We start from the raw sequence: 24,427 nt of genomic DNA on the forward strand, positions 1-24,427 counted from the left end.
TGAAATCACCAAGAGGCCGCGATATAACGCGGCCTCTGATCTTTTTTCTATTCTCTCACCAGATTCTCATTTCTGATATTTCTTGCTTCTGCTTTTCGAACATAACGTCCCCTTATGCTGTCCAGAAATACTGCGATAAAAATAATCGCGGCGGAGATCAAAGGCTGAATATACATATCCACCTGCATATACACTAAACCGGATTGGATCATCTGGATCATTACCGCCCCCAAGATAGTTCCCTGAACTTTACCGCTTCCTCCTGCCAGGCTTGTACCGCCAAGCACCGCAGCGGCAATCGCGTTAAATTCTTCCCCTTTTCCAAACGCGGCGTTTACGATTCCGATCTGCGCTACCGATATAATCCCGCCGATGCCTGCCAGCAGGGCGCAAAGCATATAAACCGTAAAAAGCGCTTTCTTATTGCTGATTCCCGCTTTCCTTGCTTCTTCCGGATCATTTCCCACTGCGTAGATCTGTCTCCCGAGCTGTGTCTTAGCAAGGAAGATCGCCGCGATCAGAGCGATCAGCAGAAAGAGCAGGATTGCCGCCGGAATCCCCAATACTTTTTGAGATCCCAGGGAAGTAATCGCCTTGGGCAGATTCACCGATTCGGACTGGGTCATCCATGTCCCCACCGCTCTTCCTGCCGTCATTGTTCCCAATGTTGTGATAAAAGGAAGAATATCCAGCTTGATGATACAGAAGGCGTTGATCAGTCCAACCAGCAGCGCTACGCAGATTCCGCCCAGCACACCTAGCGCTGTCGGAACATGCATCTCCGAGATCAGAAGCCCTGTGGAGGCTGCGGCAAGATACATGACTGAACCTACCGACAGATCGATGCCTGCTGTTAAGAGGACAAACATAATCCCAATTCCGATAATCCCCACATAAGAGGAGTTCAAAATAATATTGCTGAAAGAAGCCACGCTTAAAAACTTTGGAGAAAAAATGCCAAATATCACGAATACCAGAACAAACAGTAGTATTGGTATGTTTTTTAACACCAGCTTACCTATATTTTCTTTGGATCCCATGCTATTTTTCCTCCTTTCCCATCTGATTGAATGCCGCTGCCATGATGCGCTCTTTATCAAACTCATTTCTGGTCAATTCGCCTCGAATCTCACCATTCCCCATGACTATAATGCGGTCGCAGATTCCCATTAATTCTTCCAGTTCCGATGAGATCACCCAGATTGCTTTCCCTTGAGCTGCCAGATCATTTATAATAGAGTAAACTTCGTATTTTGCCCCTACGTCAATTCCCCTGGTAGGTTCATCTACAATCAGAAGATCCGGGTCTGACAACAGCCATTTCCCAATAACTACTTTCTGCTGGTTTCCACCGCTCATGCTCTTTGCCGGATTTTTCTCTATAGGCGGACATTTAATCTTTAAGGTATCCACCATCCCCTGTGTCTCCGCTTTGACAGAAGAGTTATTGACCATTTTCAGTTTGCTTTTTGCCTTCTCTGGAATTGATACCAGCGAAAGATTGTCCATGATCGTAAATTCCATAAACAACCCTTCTTCCCGCCGATTTTCCGTCACAAACGCAATTTTGTTCCGGATCGCTTTCTTTGGCGTGATCTTATGTATCTCTTTGCCTCGGACCTTGATCTCGCCTGTCTCGTATGGGTCCAATCCGTAGACAATCCTTGCCAGTTCGCTCCTTCCTGACCCCATTAGGCCAAACATTCCAACCACCTCGCCGGCGCAGACTTTCATGTTGATCTTATGAACAATCCCCCTCTGGGAAATATCTTTCAGTTCTAATACCGATTGTTCTGTGGGACGATTGGTTTTCTCCGGATACAACTGATCGATCTCTCTTCCGATCATAGAGCTGATCATCCTCTGAATCGTAAACTCTTCCTTTTTTCCACTGTCTGTAATCTCGCCATCCCGAAGCACGATGATCTGGTCTGATAATTTCTGTACATCTGCCAGGATATGAGAAATATAAATAATAGATCTTCCCTCTGCTTTTAATCTTTCTATGATCCCAAAGAGCTTCTCTGTCTCTCTGGCGGTCAGCGAAGTCGTTGGTTCATCAAAAATCAAAATCTGTGGATCCGCAGACAATGCTTTCGCAATTTCTACCAACTGTCGCTCTCCCGGAGAAAGCTTCTCTACGATAGTCTCCGGAGAAACATTTAAGTCCACCGCTTGCAGCACTTCTTTAACTTTCGCCGTCATCGCGCTTTTTTTAATGATCGGCGTTCCCGGTATCTTCGGAAAAGAATTAATATATACATTATCCAAAATACTTAGGTTGGTAAATAGATTCAGCTCCTGATGTATAAAGGCAATCCCTGCCTTTGTGGCATCCGAAGGTTTCTGGGGCTGGTAGGCGTTTCCTTCCAGATACAGTTTCCCGGCATCTGGCTTCAACACGCCGCAGACAATATTCATAAGGGTAGATTTTCCGGCCCCGTTTTCTCCGATCAAACTTAGCAGTTCTCCTTTTTGCAATTCAAAGTTAACGTCTTTAAGCGCTGAAATTCCAAAGAAACTTTTTGCTATATGTTCTACCTTTAATATACTTTCGCCCATATCAAACACCTGCCTCATTTTCACTTGAAATCTTCACCGCTAATTTTGTCCTGACAACATCCAGGAATGCCGCCACTAAAATAACACAACCTTTGACAATATTGATCGTATAGTAGGAAAGATTGAACAAATTCAGCACATTAAACAAAATCGTATAGAATAATACGCCAAACACTGTCCAAGTCACTTTTCCTTTTCCTCCCAGGAGGCTGGTACCTCCTAGGACAGCCGCCCCAACAATATCCATAGTCAGGTCTTCCCCTAACGTAGGTCTTCCCATATTCAGACGGGCTGAATAGATCACAGATCCCGCCGCCGCACAGAAGCCGCTGAAAGCATAACAGAAAACGGTCACTTTTTTTGTAGGAACACCAGACACAACGCTCGCCGTAATATTTGCTCCGGTGGCATAGATCCACTTTCCTAGTACCAGTTTCGCCAGAATAAACCATCCGATTACCGTCACGGTTACCGTCAGAATCGCCGCATAAGGAATAATCCCTCCAAGAGATCCTTTCCCTATTTCTTTAAATCCTTCTGGCAGCCCCATAACATTTCTGGACTGGGTGAGGAAAATCGCAAAATTTAAGAAAAACATCTGTGTAACCAAAGTTACCATAAACGGCGGCATCTTAAATTCCGCCACAAAATATCCATTAAACAGACCAATCAGTGTCCCTACCAGAAGCATCACCAGAATACATACTGGAATCGCCATGGCCGACCCTGCCAGCGGCCCTCCATCTGCGCCGATCAGCCATCCCCACAGAGGAGTGGATGCGAAAGTCCCTTCGTTAAAAGAATCACTGATCAAAACTGTTCCCATTACACTGGTCACACCAATGATCGATACCTGCGAAAGATCAATGCCTCCCAACAGGAGTACAAAAGTCTGCCCTACTGCCACTACCAATAGCGGCCACAAGTTGGACATAACATTCAGCAAGTTACTTTGTGTAATGATCTTGGGAACGAACGGGATGACACAGACAAAACATAAAATCGTCAGGTATAAAATGAAGTATTCCGATAAAAATAGTTTCTGGATGATTTGTCCGGGGCTTTTTTTCTTGGTCTGCGCTTTTTTGGTAGAAACACCCATATCATAACCTCCTCGTACAGGGACGGGGTGTTATTAAATACCCCGTCCCCAGCTTACATTTGTCTCTATTCTTCTTCAGCGTTTAACGCATTGCCCCACATATCCATTCTCTTCTCTTCCAGATTTGCCTGGGTCAGAGCAAAGCCTGGGTCTGTGATCACTTCGTCCGGCTGGGTATCGCCTGATTCGATAGCTTCTTCCAACGCCTTGATCGCTTCATCTGTTTCAAAGAACAGATCCTGTGCTCCAGTGCCGTCCACATAGCCTTCATCAATCAGTTTTCCTGCGGTTCCATCTCCATCAAGCCCACCAAGGATTATATGGTTGGGATCTCCAATCTTCTGCCATTTTCCAAGCGGCTCTACAACTGACTGAACCGTCGGGAATAAGAAGTCTGAACAAGCATAGATAAAATCAATATCCGGGTTGGCTTGTACCGCGCTCTGCAAATTTGCAAGACAGGTAGCCGCATCCCACTCGGTCGGGACTTCAATAACATCGTTAAATATCTCCGGAGCCTTCTCGATGGCCGCGTAGAATCCATCCTTACGCTCGATGGCATTCGGGTCGCCAAGGTCGCCTACCAGGATACAGGGTGTCAGTTTCTTTCCAGTCTCATCGTATTTCTTCTGAGCTTCAGAAACCATGTAGTCTACAGTTGCCTCTGCCGCTGCTCTGTTATCACATACGATAGTGATATTATTGCCTTCGTCAGATGTTGGCGGACGATTGAAGATAACAATCGGAACTTCTGCTTCATTGGCAGAAGCTGTAACCGTTACGGCAGTATCTCCGTCAACCGGGATCATAATGATTCCGTCAATGTCCTGGGTCAATGCATCATTAACCTGCTCCAACTGTTTGTTAGCATCGCCCTGGCAATTCAGCTCGATCACTTTATAGCCTTTTTCAGCCAGAGACTCTGTAATGATCTCGTGAGATGCTACCCAGAACTCTGTTTCCAGATCTTCAAAACTGAATGCGATAGTCAGCTCCTTAGATCCGCCTCCTTCGTCGGAAGCCACGTCTTCATCAGCGCAGCCGATCAGCATAGACATCATCATGGCCGCAACTAATAAAACGCTTACCAATTTCTTCATAACTTTTACCTCCTTTGGGTTTATTTTGTTGTGGTAAGTATAAAAAAAGAGACCTCTTTTTAAAAGACGTCTCTTTTTAGATTCTGTATCGGAATTTTTTTATTGGGGCCGGGGGATTTTTAAAAATCCCCCGGCCCCAATTAAAAATGCCCTGTCCCTTTTTACTTTCTCTTCTACCAAATTCCCAGCACATGCTGCATTCCCAGACTTACCAATGTAATTCCAACCCAGCAGGCCATTCCCATAACAATCGGTTTGCCGCCTGTTTTCACCAGTTTGATGATATTAGTATTGAGTCCTATTGCCGCCATAGCCATAACAATAAAGAACTTAGACAATTCTTTCAGTGGCGAAAACACGTCTGCGGAAATCCCAGCGGCAACCGCAATTGTCGTAATTACAGAAGCTCCAATGAAAAACAAGATAAAAAATGGAAATACCTGTTTCAAGGACACATTTCCGCCCTCCTTCTTCTCCGCGTTTCTGGTACGGATAAACGCCAGTACCAACGTGATCGGGATGATCGCTAAAGTCCTGGTCAGCTTTACCGTTACGGCCTTATCCAGTGTGGCGCTTCCCAGATGATACATACTATCCCAGGTAGAAGCCGCGGCAGTAACGGAAGAAGTATCGTTGACTGCCGTCCCCGCGAAAATCCCAAAGGCCTCCCCGGAAGTCTGGGAAAATCCCAGAAAAGATCCTAATGTAGGAAATAAAACTGCCGCCAGCACATTAAAAAAGAAAATCACAGAAATAGCCTGTGCCACTTCCTCATCATCCGCCTCGATCACCGGCGCTGTCGCCGCAATGGCAGAGCCCCCGCAAATGGATGATCCCACGCCTACCAATGTGGAAATCTTCCCAGGAATGTGCATCACCTTGTGGAGCACATAAGCAATGATCAAAGATGTGCTGATCGTTGTTATAATAATCGGCAGAGACTGCTTTCCCGTCTGCAGGATCACTTGGAGATTCAGCCCAAACCCAAGCAGGACCACCGCGTACTGCAGCACCTTCTTTGAGGTATATTTAATCCCGCCCTCCAGCTGCGTTTTATCTTTTAAAAATAATGTAAGAATCATTCCTGCAATGATCGCGATCACCGGGCCGCCAATAATCGGAAACTGTTTTCCCAAGAACCAGGATGGTAAGGCAATACACAGACACAGCAGAATCCCTTTCCCATTTTTCTTTATAAAATCCATCTCATTCCTCCACAAAACCGTTCTTTTCCCTGTCGTAACTTACCGTATAGTATAATAACACGCAGAAATCATCATGTGAAATTATTAGTATTTATTTTTTGATAAGAATATGTTATGATTTATTTAGTTGGGGCCGGGGGATTTTAAAAAATCCCCCGGCCCCAACTAGAAAGGAGTACCTATGTTAGACCACCGAGCCCTTACTTTTTTGACTGTTTGTAAGGAATTGAATTTTACCCGTGCCGCCGAGAAACTGCATATTTCTCAGCCTGCGGTTTCTCAGCATATTCAATATATTGAGAATTTTTACGGCGTAAAATTATTCCGCTTTATTGGGAAAAGCATAATTTTGACGGAGGCTGGGAAGCTTTTACAGCGCTCCCTCACTTCGCTGCACAATAACGAAATCTATCTGAAAGAGCAGCTTGCTTTTATCACGGACAAGAAAAAAGTCCTTCATTTTGGTGTTACACTTACGGTTGGAGAATTCATGATCGCTCGGCCTTTAGCCAGATTTTTAAACGGGCACAAGGATGCCGACATCTCCATGACGGTAGCAAACACAAAGGAATTGCTGGAAAAACTAGACGATGGTGAGATCGATTTTGCCATTTTGGAAGGAGATTATTCCAAAGCAGCTTATGAACATATTCCCTTTCTGGTAGATCATTTTATCCCCATTTGCAGTCCCTCCCATCCCCTGGTCCGTGGCTCAGCCTCCAGAGAACAAAATCTTGCCGCTCTCACTGGCGAGTGTCTCCTGATACGGGAAACAGGCTCTGGAACTCGCTCTATCTTAGAACAAGCATTAAATTCCCACAATCTGTCACCCGAAGATTTTGCAAATGTTGTCACGATCGGAAATATGAACGCCATCAAGGATATGGTAGCCGCTGGGGCTGGAATCAGCTTTCTATATGAGACTGCTGTAAAGACCGAACTGAAAAATGGAATTATTCGAAAAATACCATTAAAAGGCTTTGAAATCCAGCATGAAATTTCTATTGTCTGGAAAAAGGACAATTTATTTCAAGAATTTTTCCTGGATAACTTTGCGGAGTTACAAATGGGGACGTAGTAAAATGCAAAAAGGCTACGTCCTTGTTTACAATTGTTAACAATTAATTCTTATTTTCATCACACTTTCATCACAGTTTCTGCCTATACTATAATTGTTCGTAAGAAACGAACACTTATAATTCTTTTTCATAACTTTTTCCTCAGGACTGCACACCTCCCAATATGCAGTCCTTTTTAATTGTCTAATCCCACAAATCCCATATTCCGCAAATGCCTTCGCATCAAAAAAGAGCCGGCTACACCAGCTCTTTCAAATCGCTGTACAGCTGTTCCAGATTCGCCCCTTGATAATCCGGTTTTTGCGGAGCATCTCCATGCTCCAGGCAGTCTGTCACAAGGTAGGTTTTGATCCCAAGGCTTCCCGCCGTCAGATCTTCTCTCGCATCATTCCCCACCATCAGGCAGTCCTGGGGCCGCAGGCCATGCCGGCTTAATATCTCCCGGAAGTATTCCGGATTCGGTTTGCTGTACCGGTAATCCTCATACGTGGTGATCTCTTCAAAATCTTCCGCGCAAAGCCCAGCCCACCGGATCCGGTTCAGAGTCGCGCAGCGGGGAAAGATCGGATTGGTCGCCAAATATACCTTTTTCCCTTTTTGCTTTAAAAACTTGATGATCCGATCTGCCGCAGGCACAGGCCGGGTGGACTGAATCGCCTGATTAAATTCATTTCCATAAAAATCTAAGACTTCTTCCTCTACTTCTTCCCGACGAATGGAAAGCCGTTTTTCAAAGCAATCCCAGAAAACCGCTTCATTGGTGCGGCTTCCATCGTTGAAAGCCATAGCCTCCACCCCTTTCCATACCGCCGCGATCAACTCTTCCTGAGGCACGCCTCTGCCCTTGAAACGAGCCGCCAAAAGCGGCATATAAAATTCCACGAATCTCCTCTGGTCCATAGGGAGCAGCGTCCCATCCAGATCAAATAAAAAATGCTCCATTACAGGCCATCCTTCCTAAACTTACTTGGACTTGCCGCAGTCCTTTTTCTGCCAACCAATTATAGCAAAAAAAGACTGTCTTCTCAAGACAGCCTTTCTTCTCTACCGATCATGGTTCACCGTCCGATAGAACAGCCGATGAATCTCACTTGTGTCTTTCGTCTCTCCCAATATCCACATCAGCTTAGCCAGCACAGCTTCAGTGGTCATATTTCCCGCCTGCAGAATCCGTTCATCTTCACTGAACCGCTTTCCCACCTGGTAAACTCCCAGATCGCAGCCTTCTTCCATAACTTGGGTGGTGACCGCCAGGGTTTTCCCTCCCTCCACCCAGTCAAACAGCGCCGCCTCAAAGGCCCCGTCCTCTCCACACGGAATCCCCCCAATCCCAAAGGTTTCCAGGATCACCGCATCATAACTTTCTGTCAGCGCTCGGAAAATATCCGGATGGATCCCCGGCGTCAGCTTCAGCAGGAACACCCGATCATCTATCTGCCTGGACACACGCAGTTTCCCGGAAAACGGCTTGGCAGGATAGGTCCGCTCTACTTTGCTGCCGTAGATCGACGCAAGCGGCGGAAAATTAATACTGTCAAACGCGTGAAAGCTCCGGGTCCTCTGCTTCTTGCCCCGTGTCCCGGCGATCGCCTTCCCGTTAAATACAATAGAAACCTCATGGGAGTCTTCATCCAGCGCATAGATCACACTCTGGTAAATATTGATCTTCGCGTCTGTATAAGAATGATCCATAGGCATCTGTGATCCGGTCAGCACGATCGGTTTCTCACTTCCCTGGATCAGATACGACAAGATCGCCGCCGTATACGCCAGCGTATCCGTGCCGTGAAGGATCACAAATCCATCATACTCCTGGTACTTCTCCAGAATCGTATCCCGGATCTTCTCCCACTGCCTTTTGCACATATTAGTACTGTCAATATTCATAAGCTGGAGTGTGTCCAGACGGCAGCCTTCCGGAAGATCCGGGACGCCGGCCAGCAGCTCTTCTCCGGTAGCCTCCGGCTCCAGCCCATTTCCTTTTTCCTTAGAAGCGATCGTCCCTCCTGTGGCGATCACAAGAATCTTCTTCATAGATCTCTCCCCTTTATCCCTGCAGTACAGCGGTCCTATCGCAATTACATCCAGTCCGCTGTCTTCTATCATAGGATACCGGAAGAAATCCTGTCAACCTCCCGGAAAGACTTTTCTCATGCCATTTTTCTGTATTCTACTAAAAAGGCGATCACCGCCGCGCCCGCAAGGCTTACTCCATCCAAAACCATACTCGCGAAAAGACCTCCCGCCTCTACGCACAGTCCCATCAGCCAGGGAAGCGCCACCGCCCCTCCCGCAATGCACAAAAAGAGTAAGGTAGAGATCTTCCCCACTTTTCCCGGAAACCACCCGTAGCCGATGGTCAAAGTCAGCGGAATCGCCGCCCCCGCAAATAATCCCGATGCTCCAACTCCCGCCATCGTCAGCAGAAAATTCCGACTCAAAATCCCGATCAGCAGTCCGGCCGCTCCCAGAAGCAGACCTCTGCTTAAAATCTTCACTTCTGGGAAACGCCTGGTAAGGACGGCGCTGACAAGACGGCTTAAGATCAGCCCGATCCAGAAGGCAGAGACGCTAAGATTCGCCATAGCCGCCCCTGTTCCCATCTCTTCCTGCATATAGGCTGGAAGCCAGCTGTTAATGCCAATCTGGTGGCCGCAGTAACATAAAAGCAATGCCATCAGGCAAAAAACCCTTCCCTGAAAAACAGATCCTTCCGCCGCCGGACTGTCTGCCCGCGGCCGCTCCCGCAAAGGCGCATACCCCTTCTGCACCCATCCGTAGACGACGCACATCAGTACCGCCGCCATTCCAAGCAGAAGATAACTCTGTCTCCATTCCATTCCCATATCCGTCAGCGCCGTGGTAAATACCGGGCCCGCAAAAGCTCCGATCCCAAAACTGCAGTGGAGAAGATTCATGTAAAATCCGCTGTTCTTTGGGTTTAGCCCAGACACACACGCGTTTACGGAAGAGTCGAAAAATTTCATTCCCGCTCCCGCAAGGACCAAAAGCATCAAAAATCCAAAATAGCTTTCCGACACCCCTATTCCGACCAGCATCCCTCCAAACAGCAGATAAGATCCCAGTACCAGATATTTCTTATCATAACGGTCCAGGAAGAAAACAGAGGCCGCGATCCCAAGGATACAGCCTCCGTTTACTGCCACCGTGAAAACACCGCCCTCAGACAGCGCCAGACCGAATTCTCCAGTCAGGACCAGCAGCTGAGTTCCTGGCATTGTGGTAAAAACCGCGTAGAAAAACATCAGGATATATAATACAACTGTGATCGGAAGGGTATTTTTCTCGTTTTGTTTCATAACTCCTTTCCTCCACATCCTTGCTTATCCGCGCTTACAATCGCGCCGCCTCCGCATACGCTGTATAGACCGCATCCTTGATCTTGCCCGGCCAGATCGCGTCCCCAAGCCGGATCACCGGACAGTCTGTCTCCTGGAACTCTTCCAGCCCGTTGGATTTTAAACCTCCCGCAAGGATTACTGTATCTACTGGGAGTACTGCTTCCTCCCGACTCTCAAGATCAAAGACCCGCACTGCCTGCTCCGTGATCTCCTCTACCCGGCAGCCAGCCCGGAACTGTACCCCGTTTTGACGCAGGGTAAAAAGCACAGTCTCCTTGCAGAACACGTCCATATCACTGCAGATTTCATCCAGCATCTCCACGATCGTAATGTTCCGCTTCACCGTTCCTTCTTTTTTCTTCACAGCAAACCGCAGATTTCCTCCAATACCGTCCGCTCCCAGACATTCCACTTCCGCCAGCGCCCCTGAGAAATACTCCGCGGCCTCTGCTCCGGAAGCGCCGCCGCCTACGATGACCACCCGCTCTCCGACCCGCTCCGGCTGAGTCAGCGCCTCATAAGCATTGATCACATTAGGGCCGTCACTTCCTTTGATTCGTTTGATATAATGAGAACCGCAGGCTAAGAACAATACATCCGGTTTTCTCTCCCGGACCATTTCCTCTGTCACTTCCGTTCCCAGGCATACTTTCACGCCAAGCTCCTTCAATTCCCTCTCATACCATTCAACCAGACACCCGATCATTTCTTTATTGGGCGGAAGCTTTGCCGCGTTCAGCGTCCCTCCAAGAGCGTTCCTTTTCTCCATCAAAGTCACGGAATGTCCCCTGAGAGCAGAAATTCTGGCCGCTTCCATCCCCGCCGGTCCTCCGCCGATGACCAGGACCTCTTTTTTATTCTCCGCGGGAGCGATCCCATCAAATTCAGTCTCCCTCCCGGTCTCTGGATTCACCGCGCACCGGATCTGGCGGTCGTCATCCAGAGTATCCAGGCAAAATTCACAAGAAAGGCAATGGCGAATCTTCTCAGGCTCTCCTCTAGATACTTTATACGCATAATCCGGGTCCGCCAGCTGAGGGCGTCCCAACGCGATCAGGTCTGCTTTTCCCTCCCGGATCAGTTCTTCCGCGAATTCCGAATCCCTAATGCCGATGGCCGTAAAGACCGGAATCTCTACCGCTTTCTTGATCGCTTCCGAATAGGGCGCCAAAAGTCCTTTCGTGTGGGGCAGACAGTAAGGCGGCGTAGTCATCAGATATGCCGACGGCTGGGAGGCGGAAATATCAATAGCCGCCACTCCTGCCGATTCCAGCACTTTCGCCAGCGCCACAGATTCCTCCAGACCTCTTCCTCCTTCTACATACTCATTGGCGCTGTAGCGTACCATGATCGGAAACTTGGGTCCCAGCGCCTTGCGGCATTTTTCAATGATCTCCAGCAAGAAACGGCAGCGGTTTTCGAAACTGCCTCCATATTCATCCCTGCGCTGATTAAATACCGGGGAAAGGAATTCCGCGATCAAATATCCGTGACATCCGTGGAGCGTAACCGCGTCAATCCCCGCTTGTTTTGCAAAAACCGCCGCATCCACAAACTGCTCCTGAATATGATGGATCTCTTCCACCGTCAGGACTTTTCCCGGGTTCTCTTTATACTTGGAAATTCCCGATGGAGAGACCCTCGGCGGAATCGAGGCTTCGCTTCCATAGTGTACCAGCTCGATTGATAATTTTGTATGATACCGATGCAGCTTTTCCGCCAATTTTGCCCAGGATGCGGTATATTTCCGGTCACAGATCATAGGCTGCCTTGGGTGATTCCTGGAGTCTTTCGACACGCTTGCCGCTTCCAGGATGATAAGCCCCGCGCCGCCCCTTGCCCTCCTTAAATAGTACTCCTCCAGATCCGGTGTCACACAGCCGTCCTCTGACGTTAGATTCGTGTTCATCGGCGGAAATACAATACGGTTCTTCACCGTCATTGTACCAATCCGGATCGGCTCCATTAAATACTGAAATCTCTTCTCTTCCATAGATGTACCCCCATTATTGAATTTTATTTCCGCCGCCAGGGCAGGATTTTATACAAACGTGCCAGATGCGGTAGCTGCCGTCCGACCGTCTTTTTTCAAGAACACCTCTGCCGTCAGAAACGCGATCCGACGGCCGGATTTATTCAGCTTTGCCCGCACGATAAAGGTCTCTCCGCACTTGATCGGCCTTAAGAAATCCACAGAGAGATGGACCGTGGAAACCGCTTTCGTCTGCCTGTAAAACCGGGTCAGGATCCCGCATGCCATGTCCACTGCCGTCACCAGGATCCCCCCGTGAAGATTGCCCATGGGATTCAATTCCCACTGCCGTACAACAAATTCCATATCCAGCGTGCGCTCCTGGAAACTGCAGGAAACAAACCGACTGCGCATCAGTTCGTAAACATGCTCCGTGATCTGCTCCCCGTCCTCTTCCTGCGAAGAGCCAAAAACCCGGCGGAACACCCGCTCCATATAAGCCTGCCCTTCTTCCGCTTCCTGCTGGGCAAACCGGGAGTCCCCCAGCATCTCAAATACTTGATAATCCACCGTTCTTCCCCCTTTTTGTGATTTTCCTCCTCCCGCTCGTCTGCCGGCCTAACTGTTTCTTCGGCGCTTCAGCGCCTCATCCACTGCTACAGCCGTCTTTACGGTAGCTCCCACCATAGGGTTATTTCCCATTCCAATGAATCCCATCATCGCCACATGGGCCGGAACCGAAGAGGAACCTGCGAACGTAGTATCCCCATACATCCGGCTCATAGAATCTGTCAGTCCGTAGGATGCAGGTCCCGCAGACGTTTCATCCGGCCCCAGAGTCCTTCCGATGCCTCCCCCGGAAGCACAGGCAAAGTAATGCTTTCCCTTTTCCAGACACTTCTTCTTGTAAGCGCCTGCCACCAAATGAGTAAAACGCACCATATTGGTCCCATTTCCAGAAATAGAGACGTCCACATCTTCCAGTTCCATAACAGCCACACCCTCCCGCACTTCATGGGCGCCATAGCAGCGGATCTTGGCCCGCTCCCCGTCAGAATAAGCCTTCTCCCCGATCACCTGGATCTGATCCTCTTTATAATCATACCTGGTCCTTATATAGGTAAATCCATTCATCCGGGCGATCATCTTTGCCGCGTCTTTCCCCAGACCATTTAAGATTACCCGCAGGGGTGTTTTCCGCACCCGATTGGCAGACTGGACAATGCCGATGGCCCCCTCCGCCGCGGCGAAAGACTCATGTCCGGCCAGAAAAGCAAAACAGCGTACTTCTTCTGACAATACCATGGCCGCCAGTTTTCCGTGTCCGATTCCTACTTTACGTTCTTCCGCCACCGATCCCGGCACGCAAAATGCCTGCAGGGCTTCCCCGATCATCAGAGCCGCCTCCGCCGCAGTTCCTGCGCCTGCGGCGATAGCCACGGCGGCTCCCGCGATGTACGCCCAGGGGGCGTCCGAAAAACAGATCGGCTGTGTTCCTTTCACAAGCCCCGCCGGATCGACTCCATGCTCCAGACAGATATCTTCTGCTTCTTCCAGGGAGGAAATCCCATATCTGCCGAGCAATCCTTCGATCCGATCTATTTTTCTATCCATGTTTGGAAATCTTGCCATCTTTTTCTCCCTCTACTCTCTGCGGGGATCTATATAGAAGACCCCCTCCTCATATCTTCCGCTGATGCCTCTGGCATGTTCCAGCGCTTCCTGGGCCGGCACTCCCGCCTGGATCTCTTCCAGCATCTGGCCCGTCTTGATGTAAGCAAATCCTATGATCTCCCGCTCTTCATCCAGCGCCAGTTCTGTCACATACCCTTCCGTCATCTCCAGATACCTGGGGCCTTTCAAGCGGGTAGAATAGCAAGTGCCCACTTGGCTTCTCATTCCATGCCCCAAATCTTCCATGGCGGCTCCCACATCCAGACCGCCTTCCGAATAAGCGGTCTGCGTCCGTCCATAGGCAAGCGCAAGAAAAATCTCTCTCATAGCCACGTTAATGGCATCACAGACCAAATCCGTATTCAGCGCTTCCAGAATCGTTTTGCCTGGAAGCACCTCGGAAGCCATAGCCGCGGAATGGGTCATTCCTGTACACCCCAGCACTTCTACAAGCGCTTCCTCAATAACGCCTGCTTTAATATTCAAAGACAGCTTACAAGCTCCCTGCTTTAACCCGCAGGTCCCTACGCCATGGCTGAATCCGGAAATTTCTGTAATCTGACAAACTTTCGTAAACGTTCCCTCCTGCGGGATTGGAGAAACACCTTCATCTGCCCCGCACTTTACACACTGACGGTCCAGCAAATCCTTCGTATACTTCATACTTCTCCCCCCGCTCCAGACTTTCCTTCTCCGATCTCCTTTTTCAAATATGGGAAAAGACCGCCCGCTTCAATGATCTTCATCATATGCTCCGGCAGTTTCTGGCAGCGGTAGCGTTCTTTCCTTGTCCGATTCCAGATGATTCCTTTATCCATATCCACATCTAATTCATCCCCTTCCCGGATCTTGCCCGCATCCTTGCACTGAAGAGCCGGGATTCCTACATTGATCAGATTCCGGTAGAAAATCCGAGCGAAAGACCTTGCCACTACCGCGCTTATCCCTAAGTATTTTAAAGTCAGCGGGGAGGTCTCCCGGCTGGATCCGGAGCCTAAGTTTTCCTCCGCCACAAAGATATCCCCCTTTTGTACCTTTCTGTAGAAATCCGGATCCACCGCGCTCATAGAATACCGGGACGCTTCTTCGATAGAAAGATCCATATACTGAGGCGGAGAAATAATATCTGTATTGATGTTGTCGCCATATTTTAACGCTTTCCCTTTCATCATTTTTCTCCCTCCTGGATCCTGCCTGCCACCGCGCTGGCCGCCACCGTCAGAGGCGAGGCAAGATAAATCTGTCCTTCTTTGCTTCCCATCCTTCCAAGGAAATTCCGGTTGCTGGAAGAGATACAGTTCTCCCCTCCGGCGATCAGGCCGCTGTGCAGCCCTACACACACACCGCAGGTAGGGGCCATGATCACGCCGCCAGCCTCCGCGATCGTTCCAAGATATCCTTTTTCATCTGCCTCTTTCCAGATTTTCCGGGAAGCTGGGGATACCAAAAGCCGAACACCTTTTGCCACTTTCTTTCCTTTCAGATATTCTGCCGCTGTCTTTAGGTCATTTAGCCTTCCTCCGGTACAGGAGCCCAGGTATGCCTGATGGATGGGGACATTGTGAAGCTCCTCCGCGGCTGTCACATGATCCACCTCATGGGGACAGGCTACCTGGGGTTTTAACTCCTCCGCCCGGAAATTGTAAGTATGCTGATATACTGCGTCTTCATCGCTAAAACAGGGCTCATAGGTCTCGGCGTCCACCTCGATATGATCCAAAAAATTTTTTGTTTTTTCATCAAATGGCATGATTCCTGCCTTAGCGCCCATTTCCACCGCCATATTAGATATGGCCATACGCTCGTCCATCGACATTTCGCCAATGGTATTCCCCTGATATTCTACAGACAGATATGTCGCGCCTGAATGGCCGATCTGGCCGATCGTCTTCAGGGAAACATCCTTCGCCATCACATTCTCAGACAGGGTCCCTTCCCAAACTACCCGGATCGTCTCGGGCACTTTCAGCCAAGTCTTTCCAGTGGCCAGGATTCCCAGCATCTCTGTGGATCCCACACCGCTGGCAAAAGCATTCAAAGCCCCGCCCATACAGGTATGGGAATCCGTCCCCAGTATAATCATGCCCGGCCGTACATTCCCAGTCTCCGCCATAATCTGATGGCAAGGGCCCTCAAATTCATAATAGTTCTGTATCCCATGCGTTCTGGCCCAATCCCGGGTAAACTTCACGATTTCCGCCTGTTGGATCGTAGCAGGCGGGGTATAATGATCCGAGATGATCACCACTTTCTCCGGATCCCATACTGGTACGCCCAATTCTTCTAACTGCTTCGCGATCTGGATCCGAGGCCCCAGGATATCATCCATCATAGCCCGGTCAATCTGGACCCAGACAATATCTCCCGGCTGTACTTCTTCTGCTCCCGCTGCCCGCGCGATAATCTTTTCCGCAATGGTTTTCCCCATATTCTCACCTCTCTCCAGTCTATCCTTTCCCTATGTCTATTCCTTCCGGCAGATACACCCTGCCGTCCATGATTCTCCTGGCGGTACGATAGACCCCGATCTTCTTAAGCTGGATCCTGCCGTCCTCCACAGAAACTATGGACTCTGCCGGAAGTTTTCCTGAAGGATGGCCGATGCAGATCGTCTCCCGGTTTTTCGCTTCTTCCCGCAGCACCTCCCAGGCCACACTCCCCGGAATCCGGACCGCCGCCGCGGTAGCTGCCGTCCCAGTGATCGGATAAGCTTTATGCATCCGCAGCATGAACAGAAGGCGGGCTGTAATGTCTATCTCCTGCTCTCGGATTTCTTTCCCATTGATAGCCCGATAACTCTGAGGCTTAGATACAATAGCAAAAAATGGATTATAAGGTGTAACTCTGGCAGCTTCTTCCGGCCGTTCACACAAGCCTATCCGGGCCGCCGCCCATCCCCGGATTTTCTCTATGGTACGCATAAGTTCCGCGTTATTTTCAATTTCATCCGGGCTTTCTGTGCCCGTCATACCAAGTGCTTCTGCCCGGATAAATACCAGCGGATTCCCGGCATCCACCAGGCTGACTTCATAGTTCTTTCCTTCTATACACACCTGATCCTTTACATTCCCTGTAGGAAGCAGTTTCCCAGTCACACCTCCGGCGGTGTCGGACCAGTCCAGCGTAATCCTGGCGCCTGTTCCCGGCACTCCATCAATGGCAAAATCCCCCGTCTCCACTGCTCTTCCATCTCTGGTCGGTACTTCTGCACGAAGGATTCTCCCTGTATTTTTCATATGGATCCGCACGAAGGCCGCTTCCCCATCGGCCCGCACCATTCCTTCGTCAATGGCATAAGGCCCTACCGCGGAAGAGATATTTCCGCAGTTTCCGCTGTAATCAATCTTATCCGTCTCAAAGCTGACCTGCCCAAAGGTATAGTCCACATCCGCATCCGGTCTGGAGGGCGGTCCGATAATGGCCAGCTTGCTGGTCAGCACATCCGCGCCTCCCAGCCCGTCAATCTGCCGGATATCAGGACTGCCAAACACAGCCCTGATCACAGCATCTCTTGCGGCAGGATCGTCCGGAAGCTCATTTTCCTTGATAAAAATCCCTTTGCTGGTTCCCCCTCTTATGATCGAACACCTCAGGCTCTTTCTCTCATCCATCTAACGCCGCTCCTTTCTTTCCCGCCGCTTTTCGGTTCTTCAGATCTATTATTCCGTCATTGCTTCCCGAAAGATTTCCTCATCGCTGGGGATCGTTCCTTTGATCGGCACGCTCAGCCAGGTATTGTTAAGAAAATGCTTCAGGGTAATATTTTCAGAAACGATATTGCCTCCCCAGGTTCCGCAGCCTAAGGAACCGGTAAATGGCATCCCATTGTTCCAGTCACCGCTGTTTCCTACGCTCTGCGGCTGTCTCACCATCACGCGGGTCGTCTTGGTATTCAGAGCAAGCTCCAGGATATGCTCCTCATTGTTAGACTGGATCCCGCAGGAATGTCCGGCTCCCTGGTAGCTGTGTATCTCATTGACAATCCGCACTGCCTCTGAGAAATCTTTATACTTGTATACAGTCAATACTACACAAAGCTTTTCACCGGAGAAGGGATATTCCTCTCCTCTTCCTGTCTCTTCCACCAAGATCATTGCGGCATCTTCCGGCACTTCTACTCCCGCGATCTGCCCGATCCTGGACGCCGGCTGGGTCACGATATCCCGGTTCAGCACATGGCCCCCATCCGGCCAGATCGCTTTCTGGAATTTATCCTTTTCTTCCGCCGAGGCCAAATAAGCCCCCTCTGCTTTCAGGCACTCCAGAAATTCATCGTAGATCTGCTCACTGACCACGATAGAATTCTCACAGGAACAGCCAGAGGCATAGTCAAACGTCTTACTGACACGCACGTTGGCCGCCGCCTCTTTTAAATCCGCCGTCTCGTCAATGACTACCACGGCGTTTCCAACACCCACGCCATAGGCTGGGGTTCCAGAGCTGTATGCTGCCTTCACCATACCCGCCCCTCCGGTAGCGATCACAAGATCGGACTGAGCCATGATCTGACGGCTCATCTCCATGGTTGGATGCTCCGCGCAGATCAAAAGATCTTCCGGCGCCCCATGCTTCCTTAACACCTCTCTCATAATCTCTGTGACCATATAGGTCGTTCTCTGACTCCTGGGATGGGGCGAGAATACAATGGCGTTTCGGCTCTTTACTGCCAGGATTCCCTGGGTAGCCGGACAAAGTTCCGGCTGCGTGGTAGGAATCAGTGAGCCAATCACTCCTACCGGTTTCGCCAGCCTGCGGATTCCGGTTTCTTGGTTTTCTTCTACTACGCCCACCGTTTTCTGCGGATTGATGTCGCTTAAAACGCCCCTCACTTTTTTATATAATTTGTTCTGTTTCGATTCCTCGTTGCCCATACGAGTCTCTTCCTGGCAGAACGCGGCAATTTTTTCTACCGTATCTTTCTGTACCAGCGCCCAGCCGATAGCTCTTGAGAGTTTGTCCACCTGCTCCTGGGTGTAGCCGTCCGCGATTTTCTGCGCCTTTCTGGCCCGTTCCATCAAATCGGCAACGTATACTTCTTCATTTCGCTTTTCCATGTTCAAGCCTTCTTTCTCATATATGATCATACTTGCAAGCCCGCAGCATATTTCCTGTCAGATCCGCATGAACCTTTGCCTTTACATATGCCACCGCTTTCAGATATTCTTCTCCCGCGATCCCGCTCTCAACGCCCATATAGTCCAGCATGTTCAGGAAATCTTCCGTCGCCGCGTTCCCTGCCGCCCCCGGCGCGAACGGGCAGCCGCCCAGTCCGCCCACCGAGGTCTCAAAGGAGGTTATCCCATTCTGCATGGCGGCCAGGATATTGGCTAAGCCCTGGCCCCTGGTGTTATGCAGATGCATGGTATATATAAATTCCGGATACCGCTTTTTTACCGCTTCCGCAAGCCCCGCGACCCGTACCGGATCAGCGATCCCAATAGTATCGCATAAAACGATCTCCTGGATTCCAAAATCTTTGGCTTCTTCCATCAAGGCAAACACCTGCTCTTGAGAGATTTTCCCCGCATAGGGACATCCAAAGGCGGTGGCGATGTCCAGACGCACTTTTAACTCTGGTACCGCTTGACGGATTTTTCCCAGCTCTTCCAGGGACTCCTTGACGGTCCGCCGGACATTTGCCTGGTTGTGGGCTTCGCTTGCTGAGATCACATAGCTGACTTCTTTTATGCCGCACTCCCAGGCGTTTTTTGCGCCCCGCTCGTTGGGTACCAGGGCAATGGCTCTAAGATCAGGGAATTTTTCGCGGACCTTTTCTGCCACTTCTTTTGCGTCCGCCATCTGAGGCACTGCTTTCGGATGTACAAATGAGGTCACTTCTACGGCAGTTACCCCTGCGTTTCGCAGCAGTTCAATAATACGGATCTTATCCTCTGTGGCAATAAAATCCTTGACATTCTGGAATCCGTCTCTTGGCCCAACTTCGATTACTGTCACTTTCTCTGGCAGTTTCATAAGAAACCTTCCTTTCTCTAGATCACGCCCTCTTCTTTCAGCGTTTCCAGTTCCTGTCCCTCGATCCCCAGAAGATCCCTGTAGATTTCTTCGTTGTGTTCGCCAAGGAGCGGAGAATGTCTTTCTACTTCCGGATTTGTCTCACTCATCTTAAATTGGGAGCCCGTCAGTACTGTATCACCCGCCACCGGATGTTCTACATGGACAAACATTTCTCTTGCCTTTGCGTGGGGATCCGCCGCCACTTGGGCCAGGTTGTTGATGGGTGAGGCTGGAACGCCTCCATTCAACAGTTTCTCCATTACTTCTTCACTGGTATATTCTCTGGTCCACGCCTCAATGACCGGCTTGATCTCTTGATATCGTTCCACTCTCTTTGGGTTCTTGTCATACCGCTCATCTGCGGAAAGCTCTGGTTTTCCCATCACTTCGCACAGCTTCTGCCACAATTTGTCGTTAGCCGCTCCAATAACGATCATGCCGTCCTTTGTCGCAAAAGTATCTGTAGGATAATTGGACTCATACCGGTTTCCAATGCGCTCGGGGATGCGCCCGCCCATGGTATAGATCGGATAAATGATCTGCATACTCGCGATACAGGAATCCATCATACCGATGTCTACCTTTTGTCCAACTCCTGTCTGATTCCGGTATTGAAGCGCCGCCAAAAGCCCGATCGCCAAAGAGTAACCTGCCAGGCTGTCTGCCATGGCAGTCCCGATCCGTGTGGGGCTGCCGTCCGGCCAGCCCGTCACACTCATCAGGCCGCTGCTGGCCTGGCCGATCACATCATAGCCAGGCCGCAGGGTATAGGGTCCATAATGTCCAAAACCAGACACGGCGCCATAGATGATCGCTGGATTGACCTTTTTTAATTCTTCGTAGCCAAGTCCCAGCTTTTCCATCACTCCCGGCCGATAATTTTCTACTACCATATCAGCCTCTTTCACCATCTGAAGAAACAGGTCTTTCCCTTTTCCTTTCAGGTTCAAAGTGATTCCTTTTTTATTCCGGTTGACGTTCATATAATAGCCGCTTTCGCCGTTTACGAAAGGCCCAAAATTTCTGCTGTCGTCTCCTTTTCCGGGAATTTCGATTTTAATGACCTCCGCTCCCATATCCGCCAGCATCATGGTGCAGAACGGGCCGGCCAGCACACGGCTTAAATCCAGCACACGGATTCCACTTAACGCACCTTTCTGTGCCATTTCCTCGTCACCTCTTTTTCTACATGCCTACCTTGGGAAGTCCAAATACAGAGCGCCATCCTTCACTTCCAGGTTCTTTCAGATACGGAGCCATTTCTTCCGCGGTGCGGTGGGTTACTTCCTCTGTCGGCGGAACTTCTCCCGGCGGAAAGCTTCCCAGAATCTCATCTACACAGTAAGTCAGGTATTCGCAGGCGGCCAGGATCGGACGCTTCGCCTTTCTCGCTTCTGCGATAGCAGGCGTACCTACCACTCCTTCCGGAGTCCCTTTAAATGTGATCGGGCAGGTCATCTCCGTCTCACTCCAGCGCTGCGGACGATGGAACGAATCAGTAGAATTATCAAACCGTCCCGGTTCAAAATATGCCTTGTTATGAGCTTCTTCCACATGATCCATATCTACCATTCCCTCCGGGAAGCACAGCCGGGCTACAGAAGTCTCACATTCGTCCGCGTGTACAAATGGCGTCTGTACCATGTCGTCTTTCGCGCATGGGAAGAAGAATTCCCGGATTGCCCGATGCCAGTCCATGACCTGGATGATGCAGGGAAGCTGATACCGATAAAGGAATTCATGAAGCGCCGTCTCCAATACCCACAGCTGCCCGTGGTTATTGATATAAATCTGTTTGCGGAACCCGTCATTCCAAAGTCCCAGCATGACCGCTACCAGATTTTCTACCGCTACGCTCTGCGGCAGCATGACGGTCCCCGGCATTCCCAGGTGATGGTATGGATGGGCTCCATATGGGAGCGGATTATAGGCAAGGCTGACTTCTCTGCCGTCCTTTGCTGTCGCGCGCCGCACGCCTTCTACGATAGACTGGCACTGGAACGTATCCAGTCCGGAAACGGTATGCATGCCGTGGCATTCTGTACATCCTACCGGCACCAGGACGACATCATTTTTCTTCCTCTTTTCTACCACTTTATATCTTGGCGTTGTCTGGATATAGGTATTGGGCAGTCCAATCTCGGAAGGTGATGGAATCTCATAACGCTCTTTTAAAAGTTTATCTACTTCTTCCTCTGACATATCCCAGATTTTCTTTTTTAACTGTCCTACCTTTGTATTCTCAAATACAATGGCTGGATTCTCTGTAGTCAGCCACATGCTGTTCTCGTATGCCATATCTTTGTCCTCCTTACTCTTCTTCGTTCATGGTAAGCATCACTTTGACCGCCCGGTCTTTATGCTCGATGGCCATGTCAAACGCATCCTGGATATCTTCCAGCTTATAATATGCTGTAATAAATTTTGTAAAATCAATCTGGTCTTTCACCCGGCTCATAAACTTGATCGTCTTGGTAAAGAACCATGGCTGTCCCGCGCTTCCCTGGAGGTTCAGTCCTTTCCAGATGGCCTTGCCGATCTCGATCGGGATCCTGCGGCCGATAGAATGTCCGATGAAGCGGATCCTTGCGTGAGCTTTTGCGATATCAACCGTTGTAGAAACGCCGAAATCTGTTCCGGTACATTCTACGATAAGCGATGCGCCCTGCCCGTCTGTGTTGGCAAATACCGTCTCCACCACATCCTCATTCATCGGGTCAATGGTCAGGTCTACACCGATGATGTCTTCCGCCATTTTCCTCCGGAACTCAATCGGTTCTACCACGATGACCTTCGCGCCTGCCGCCTTGCAGATAGTCGCTGCAAATAAGCCGATGGCGCCGGCGCCAAAGATCACACAATCGTCGGTCCTGGCCACGAAACCGTCTCTCCCATAAAGGCTGTAATAAGCCACCGAGCAAGGTTCCACCAGCGCTCCTTCGATATAAGTCATATTGTCCGGCAGTTTGTAGCAGAACTGTTCCTCTCCGATGAGATATTCTCCCATTCCGCCGGGAGCGCTTGGCATAAAGCCCACTTCATTCCAGTTTGTACAATAAGAGTTGTTGATCCCTTCTTTGCAGATATCGCAGCGGTTGCAGGAGTTGGCGCATTCTCCTGTCACGCGGTCGCCTACTTTCAAAGAAATCACGTCTGAACCGACGGCGACTACTTCCCCTGCCCACTCATGTCCCGGCGTGTAAGGCCCCAGGTCGTAACGGCCCTCTTTGGAATGTCCCAGATAACACTCTACGTCAGATCCGCAGATTCCGCAGGCATGGAGTTTCACCAGGATCTGGGTTGGTTTCAGATCGGCCACTTCTACTTCTTCCAGTCTTAGATCCTTTGGGCCGTGCAAAAATGCATCTAATGATTTCATAAACGTTCCTCCTTTATTCCTTCTTCTATTTGCCAAGCAGCAGGCGCGCTTCTGCCGCTATCGCTTCTTTTGTCAGTTGGTTTTTCTCAAGCTGGTAAGCAAGAGAAGCAGTCACGCCGAACACATCCGAAAGGCCCATCCGTCTGAGTTTTACCTTGCTCCCTTTTTCTGCCAGCACCTCTGCCGCAGCGCTTCCTAAACCTCCGATGACACTGTGGTTTTCACAGGTAATAACCGCCCCAGTCTCTCTAGCCGCCTTACGGATCACTTCTCCATCCAGCGGCTTAAGGCTGGGCATGTTGATGATTCTTGCGGAAATCCCTTCCGCCTTCAAAAGCTCTGCCGCATCCAGGGCAATCCCTGTCATAATGCCGCAGGCGATGATCGCGATATCTGAGCCGTCTGTCAGAGTCACACCTTTCCCAAGCTGAAACTCTGGCATATGGTCATATACATTCCTCAAGTACATCTTCGGCTGCCGGAAATACACCGGCCCTTCATATTCCGCCAAAAAACGTACGGCCGCTTCCAACTCCCAAGTATCTGCCGGCTCTATTACGCACATATTGGGGATACTGCGCATAAGGGCCACGTCCTCCACACCAATGTGGGTCCCTCCATTTTTCTCCGCCGTCAGCCCCGCATAGAGTCCGCACACCTTTACATTGGCCTCGTTGTAGGCGATGGATATACTCACCTGGTCGCAGGCCCGCTTCGTAGCGAAATTCGCAAAAGAGCTGGCAAATACATTTTTCCCTGCCAGGGCGATCCCCGCCGCTGCCGCCATACAGTTTTGTTCCGCGATTCCAAAGTTGATATGGCGCCGCGGATACCTCTGGGAGAATGCTTTGGTCCCAAAACACCGCATAAGATCCGTGTCGCAGACCACGATTCTTTCATCTTGTTCCGCCAGTTCTACGATCACTTTTCCAAACACTTCTTTACTGATCAGCGTCCGCTCTGTCATTTCTGCCATA

Annotated in this window: 22 protein-coding genes; 1 reads left to right on the top strand and 21 read right to left on the bottom strand. The window is 49.9% G+C overall.

The window, feature by feature from the left end; genetic code table 11:
- Nucleotides 1-47: 47 nt before the first annotated feature.
- The 5 genes from FND36_15630 to FND36_15650 form a co-directional block, all read right to left on the bottom strand.
- Nucleotides 48-1,106: an ABC transporter permease gene (locus FND36_15630; protein QDW75348.1), complete on the bottom strand. Its 1,059-nt coding sequence runs from the start codon at nucleotides 1,104-1,106 to the stop codon at nucleotides 48-50.
- Nucleotides 1,042-2,580, bottom strand: coding sequence for a sugar ABC transporter ATP-binding protein (locus FND36_15635; GenBank protein QDW75659.1), 1,539 nt, complete (start codon nucleotides 2,578-2,580; stop codon nucleotides 1,042-1,044). The genes FND36_15630 and FND36_15635 overlap by 65 nt, the downstream gene beginning before the upstream one ends.
- Nucleotides 2,564-3,664, bottom strand: a complete 1,101-nt coding sequence (locus tag FND36_15640) for an ABC transporter permease (GenBank protein QDW75349.1) — start codon at nucleotides 3,662-3,664, stop codon at nucleotides 2,564-2,566. Before FND36_15640 ends, FND36_15635 begins: the two co-directional genes overlap by 17 nt.
- 65 nt (nucleotides 3,665-3,729) lie before the next feature.
- The gene (locus FND36_15645; GenBank protein QDW75350.1) at nucleotides 3,730-4,764 is read right to left on the bottom strand and encodes a sugar ABC transporter substrate-binding protein; all 1,035 of its coding nucleotides are present in this window, start codon (nucleotides 4,762-4,764) and stop codon (nucleotides 3,730-3,732) included.
- A 173-nt stretch (nucleotides 4,765-4,937) separates the two neighbouring features.
- Nucleotides 4,938-5,969 carry a YeiH family putative sulfate export transporter gene (locus FND36_15650; protein ID QDW75351.1) on the bottom strand — a complete coding sequence of 344 codons (1,032 nt, stop codon included), beginning with the start codon at nucleotides 5,967-5,969 and terminating at the stop codon, nucleotides 4,938-4,940.
- Nucleotides 5,970-6,150: 181 nt separating this feature from the next.
- On the opposite strand from FND36_15650, the gene FND36_15655 reads away from it, so the two are divergent.
- Nucleotides 6,151-7,047, top strand: a complete 897-nt coding sequence (locus tag FND36_15655) for a LysR family transcriptional regulator (GenBank protein QDW75352.1) — start codon at nucleotides 6,151-6,153, stop codon at nucleotides 7,045-7,047.
- Between the two features lie 238 nt (nucleotides 7,048-7,285).
- Here FND36_15655 and FND36_15660 read toward each other — a convergent pair whose 3' ends face one another.
- The 16 genes from FND36_15660 to FND36_15735 all read right to left on the bottom strand — a co-directional run bounded on the left by FND36_15660 (nucleotide 7,286) and on the right by FND36_15735 (nucleotide 24,426).
- A complete protein-coding gene (locus FND36_15660; GenBank protein QDW75353.1) occupies nucleotides 7,286-7,990 on the bottom strand; it encodes an HAD family hydrolase in 705 nt (234 codons plus the stop codon).
- Between the two features lie 102 nt (nucleotides 7,991-8,092).
- Entirely contained in the window at nucleotides 8,093-9,082 is a 990-nt protein-coding gene (locus FND36_15665) for an asparaginase (protein QDW75354.1), read from the bottom strand.
- Nucleotides 9,083-9,198: 116 nt separating this feature from the next.
- Nucleotides 9,199-10,386 carry an MFS transporter gene (locus tag FND36_15670; GenBank protein ID QDW75355.1) on the bottom strand — a complete coding sequence of 396 codons (1,188 nt, stop codon included), beginning with the start codon at nucleotides 10,384-10,386 and terminating at the stop codon, nucleotides 9,199-9,201.
- 16 nt (nucleotides 10,387-10,402) lie between these two features.
- Nucleotides 10,403-12,403, bottom strand: coding sequence for an FAD-dependent oxidoreductase (locus FND36_15675; protein QDW75356.1), 2,001 nt, complete (start codon nucleotides 12,401-12,403; stop codon nucleotides 10,403-10,405).
- 48 nt (nucleotides 12,404-12,451) lie between these two features.
- Entirely contained in the window at nucleotides 12,452-12,952 is a 501-nt protein-coding gene (locus FND36_15680) for a PaaI family thioesterase (protein ID QDW75357.1), read from the bottom strand.
- Between the two features lie 48 nt (nucleotides 12,953-13,000).
- Nucleotides 13,001-14,014 carry a GGGtGRT protein gene (locus tag FND36_15685; GenBank protein ID QDW75358.1) on the bottom strand — a complete coding sequence of 338 codons (1,014 nt, stop codon included), beginning with the start codon at nucleotides 14,012-14,014 and terminating at the stop codon, nucleotides 13,001-13,003.
- 12 nt (nucleotides 14,015-14,026) lie between these two features.
- Nucleotides 14,027-14,719, bottom strand: coding sequence for a hypothetical protein (locus tag FND36_15690; GenBank protein ID QDW75359.1), 693 nt, complete (start codon nucleotides 14,717-14,719; stop codon nucleotides 14,027-14,029).
- Nucleotides 14,716-15,228 (bottom strand): 3-isopropylmalate dehydratase, encoded by a 513-nt coding sequence (locus tag FND36_15695; protein ID QDW75360.1) that lies wholly within the window; start codon nucleotides 15,226-15,228, stop codon nucleotides 14,716-14,718. Before FND36_15695 ends, FND36_15690 begins: the two co-directional genes overlap by 4 nt.
- The gene (locus tag FND36_15700) at nucleotides 15,225-16,484 is read right to left on the bottom strand and encodes a 3-isopropylmalate dehydratase large subunit (protein ID QDW75361.1); all 1,260 of its coding nucleotides are present in this window, start codon (nucleotides 16,482-16,484) and stop codon (nucleotides 15,225-15,227) included. Before FND36_15700 ends, FND36_15695 begins: the two co-directional genes overlap by 4 nt.
- A 19-nt stretch (nucleotides 16,485-16,503) precedes the next feature.
- Nucleotides 16,504-17,667 (bottom strand): 3-methylitaconate isomerase, encoded by a 1,164-nt coding sequence (locus FND36_15705; GenBank protein ID QDW75362.1) that lies wholly within the window; start codon nucleotides 17,665-17,667, stop codon nucleotides 16,504-16,506.
- Between the two features lie 48 nt (nucleotides 17,668-17,715).
- Nucleotides 17,716-19,110, bottom strand: a complete 1,395-nt coding sequence (locus tag FND36_15710) for an aldehyde dehydrogenase family protein (GenBank protein QDW75363.1) — start codon at nucleotides 19,108-19,110, stop codon at nucleotides 17,716-17,718.
- Between the two features lie 16 nt (nucleotides 19,111-19,126).
- Nucleotides 19,127-20,029: a hydroxymethylglutaryl-CoA lyase gene (locus FND36_15715; protein QDW75364.1), complete on the bottom strand. Its 903-nt coding sequence runs from the start codon at nucleotides 20,027-20,029 to the stop codon at nucleotides 19,127-19,129.
- Between the two features lie 17 nt (nucleotides 20,030-20,046).
- Complete coding sequence (locus FND36_15720; GenBank protein ID QDW75365.1) at nucleotides 20,047-21,237, bottom strand: CoA transferase; 1,191 nt, start codon at nucleotides 21,235-21,237, stop codon at nucleotides 20,047-20,049.
- Nucleotides 21,238-21,256: 19 nt separating this feature from the next.
- Nucleotides 21,257-22,369: a creatininase family protein gene (locus FND36_15725; GenBank protein QDW75366.1), complete on the bottom strand. Its 1,113-nt coding sequence runs from the start codon at nucleotides 22,367-22,369 to the stop codon at nucleotides 21,257-21,259.
- 13 nt (nucleotides 22,370-22,382) lie between these two features.
- Nucleotides 22,383-23,450, bottom strand: a complete 1,068-nt coding sequence (locus FND36_15730; protein QDW75367.1) for a zinc-binding dehydrogenase — start codon at nucleotides 23,448-23,450, stop codon at nucleotides 22,383-22,385.
- A gap of 25 nt (nucleotides 23,451-23,475) precedes the next feature.
- On the bottom strand, nucleotides 23,476-24,426 hold the full coding sequence (locus FND36_15735) for a transketolase family protein (GenBank protein ID QDW75368.1): 951 nt from the start codon (nucleotides 24,424-24,426) through the stop codon (nucleotides 23,476-23,478).
- Nucleotide 24,427: the final 1 nt, after the last annotated feature.

It is taken from the genome of Lachnospiraceae bacterium KGMB03038 (genome assembly GCA_007361935.1).
GTDB lineage: Bacteria > Bacillota > Clostridia > Lachnospirales > Lachnospiraceae > Massilistercora.

Bases quoted from the DNA above. Each gene is read 5' to 3' on its own strand.
- FND36_15630 (QDW75348.1), bottom strand. From the start codon at position 1,106: ATGAGTTTGATAAAGAGCGCATCATGGCAGCGGCATTCAATCAGATGG.
- FND36_15635 (QDW75659.1), bottom strand. From the start codon at position 2,580: ATGAGGCAGGTGTTTGATATGGGCGAAAGTATATTAAAGGTAGAACAT.
- FND36_15640 (QDW75349.1), bottom strand. From the start codon at position 3,664: ATGGGTGTTTCTACCAAAAAAGCGCAGACCAAGAAAAAAAGCCCCGGA.
- FND36_15645 (QDW75350.1), bottom strand. From the start codon at position 4,764: ATGAAGAAATTGGTAAGCGTTTTATTAGTTGCGGCCATGATGATGTCT.
- FND36_15650 (QDW75351.1), bottom strand. From the start codon at position 5,969: ATGGATTTTATAAAGAAAAATGGGAAAGGGATTCTGCTGTGTCTGTGT.
- FND36_15655 (QDW75352.1), top strand. From the start codon at position 6,151: ATGTTAGACCACCGAGCCCTTACTTTTTTGACTGTTTGTAAGGAATTG.
- FND36_15660 (QDW75353.1), bottom strand. From the start codon at position 7,990: ATGGAGCATTTTTTATTTGATCTGGATGGGACGCTGCTCCCTATGGAC.
- FND36_15665 (QDW75354.1), bottom strand. From the start codon at position 9,082: ATGAAGAAGATTCTTGTGATCGCCACAGGAGGGACGATCGCTTCTAAG.
- FND36_15670 (QDW75355.1), bottom strand. From the start codon at position 10,386: ATGTGGAGGAAAGGAGTTATGAAACAAAACGAGAAAAATACCCTTCCG.
- FND36_15675 (QDW75356.1), bottom strand. From the start codon at position 12,403: ATGGAAGAGAAGAGATTTCAGTATTTAATGGAGCCGATCCGGATTGGT.
- FND36_15685 (QDW75358.1), bottom strand. From the start codon at position 14,014: ATGGCAAGATTTCCAAACATGGATAGAAAAATAGATCGGATCGAAGGA.
- FND36_15690 (QDW75359.1), bottom strand. From the start codon at position 14,719: ATGAAGTATACGAAGGATTTGCTGGACCGTCAGTGTGTAAAGTGCGGG.
- FND36_15695 (QDW75360.1), bottom strand. From the start codon at position 15,228: ATGATGAAAGGGAAAGCGTTAAAATATGGCGACAACATCAATACAGAT.
- FND36_15700 (QDW75361.1), bottom strand. From the start codon at position 16,484: ATGGGGAAAACCATTGCGGAAAAGATTATCGCGCGGGCAGCGGGAGCA.
- FND36_15705 (QDW75362.1), bottom strand. From the start codon at position 17,667: ATGGATGAGAGAAAGAGCCTGAGGTGTTCGATCATAAGAGGGGGAACC.
- FND36_15710 (QDW75363.1), bottom strand. From the start codon at position 19,110: ATGGAAAAGCGAAATGAAGAAGTATACGTTGCCGATTTGATGGAACGG.
- FND36_15715 (QDW75364.1), bottom strand. From the start codon at position 20,029: ATGAAACTGCCAGAGAAAGTGACAGTAATCGAAGTTGGGCCAAGAGAC.
- FND36_15720 (QDW75365.1), bottom strand. From the start codon at position 21,237: ATGGCACAGAAAGGTGCGTTAAGTGGAATCCGTGTGCTGGATTTAAGC.
- FND36_15725 (QDW75366.1), bottom strand. From the start codon at position 22,369: ATGGCATACGAGAACAGCATGTGGCTGACTACAGAGAATCCAGCCATT.
- FND36_15730 (QDW75367.1), bottom strand. From the start codon at position 23,450: ATGAAATCATTAGATGCATTTTTGCACGGCCCAAAGGATCTAAGACTG.
- FND36_15735 (QDW75368.1), bottom strand. From the start codon at position 24,426: ATGGCAGAAATGACAGAGCGGACGCTGATCAGTAAAGAAGTGTTTGGA.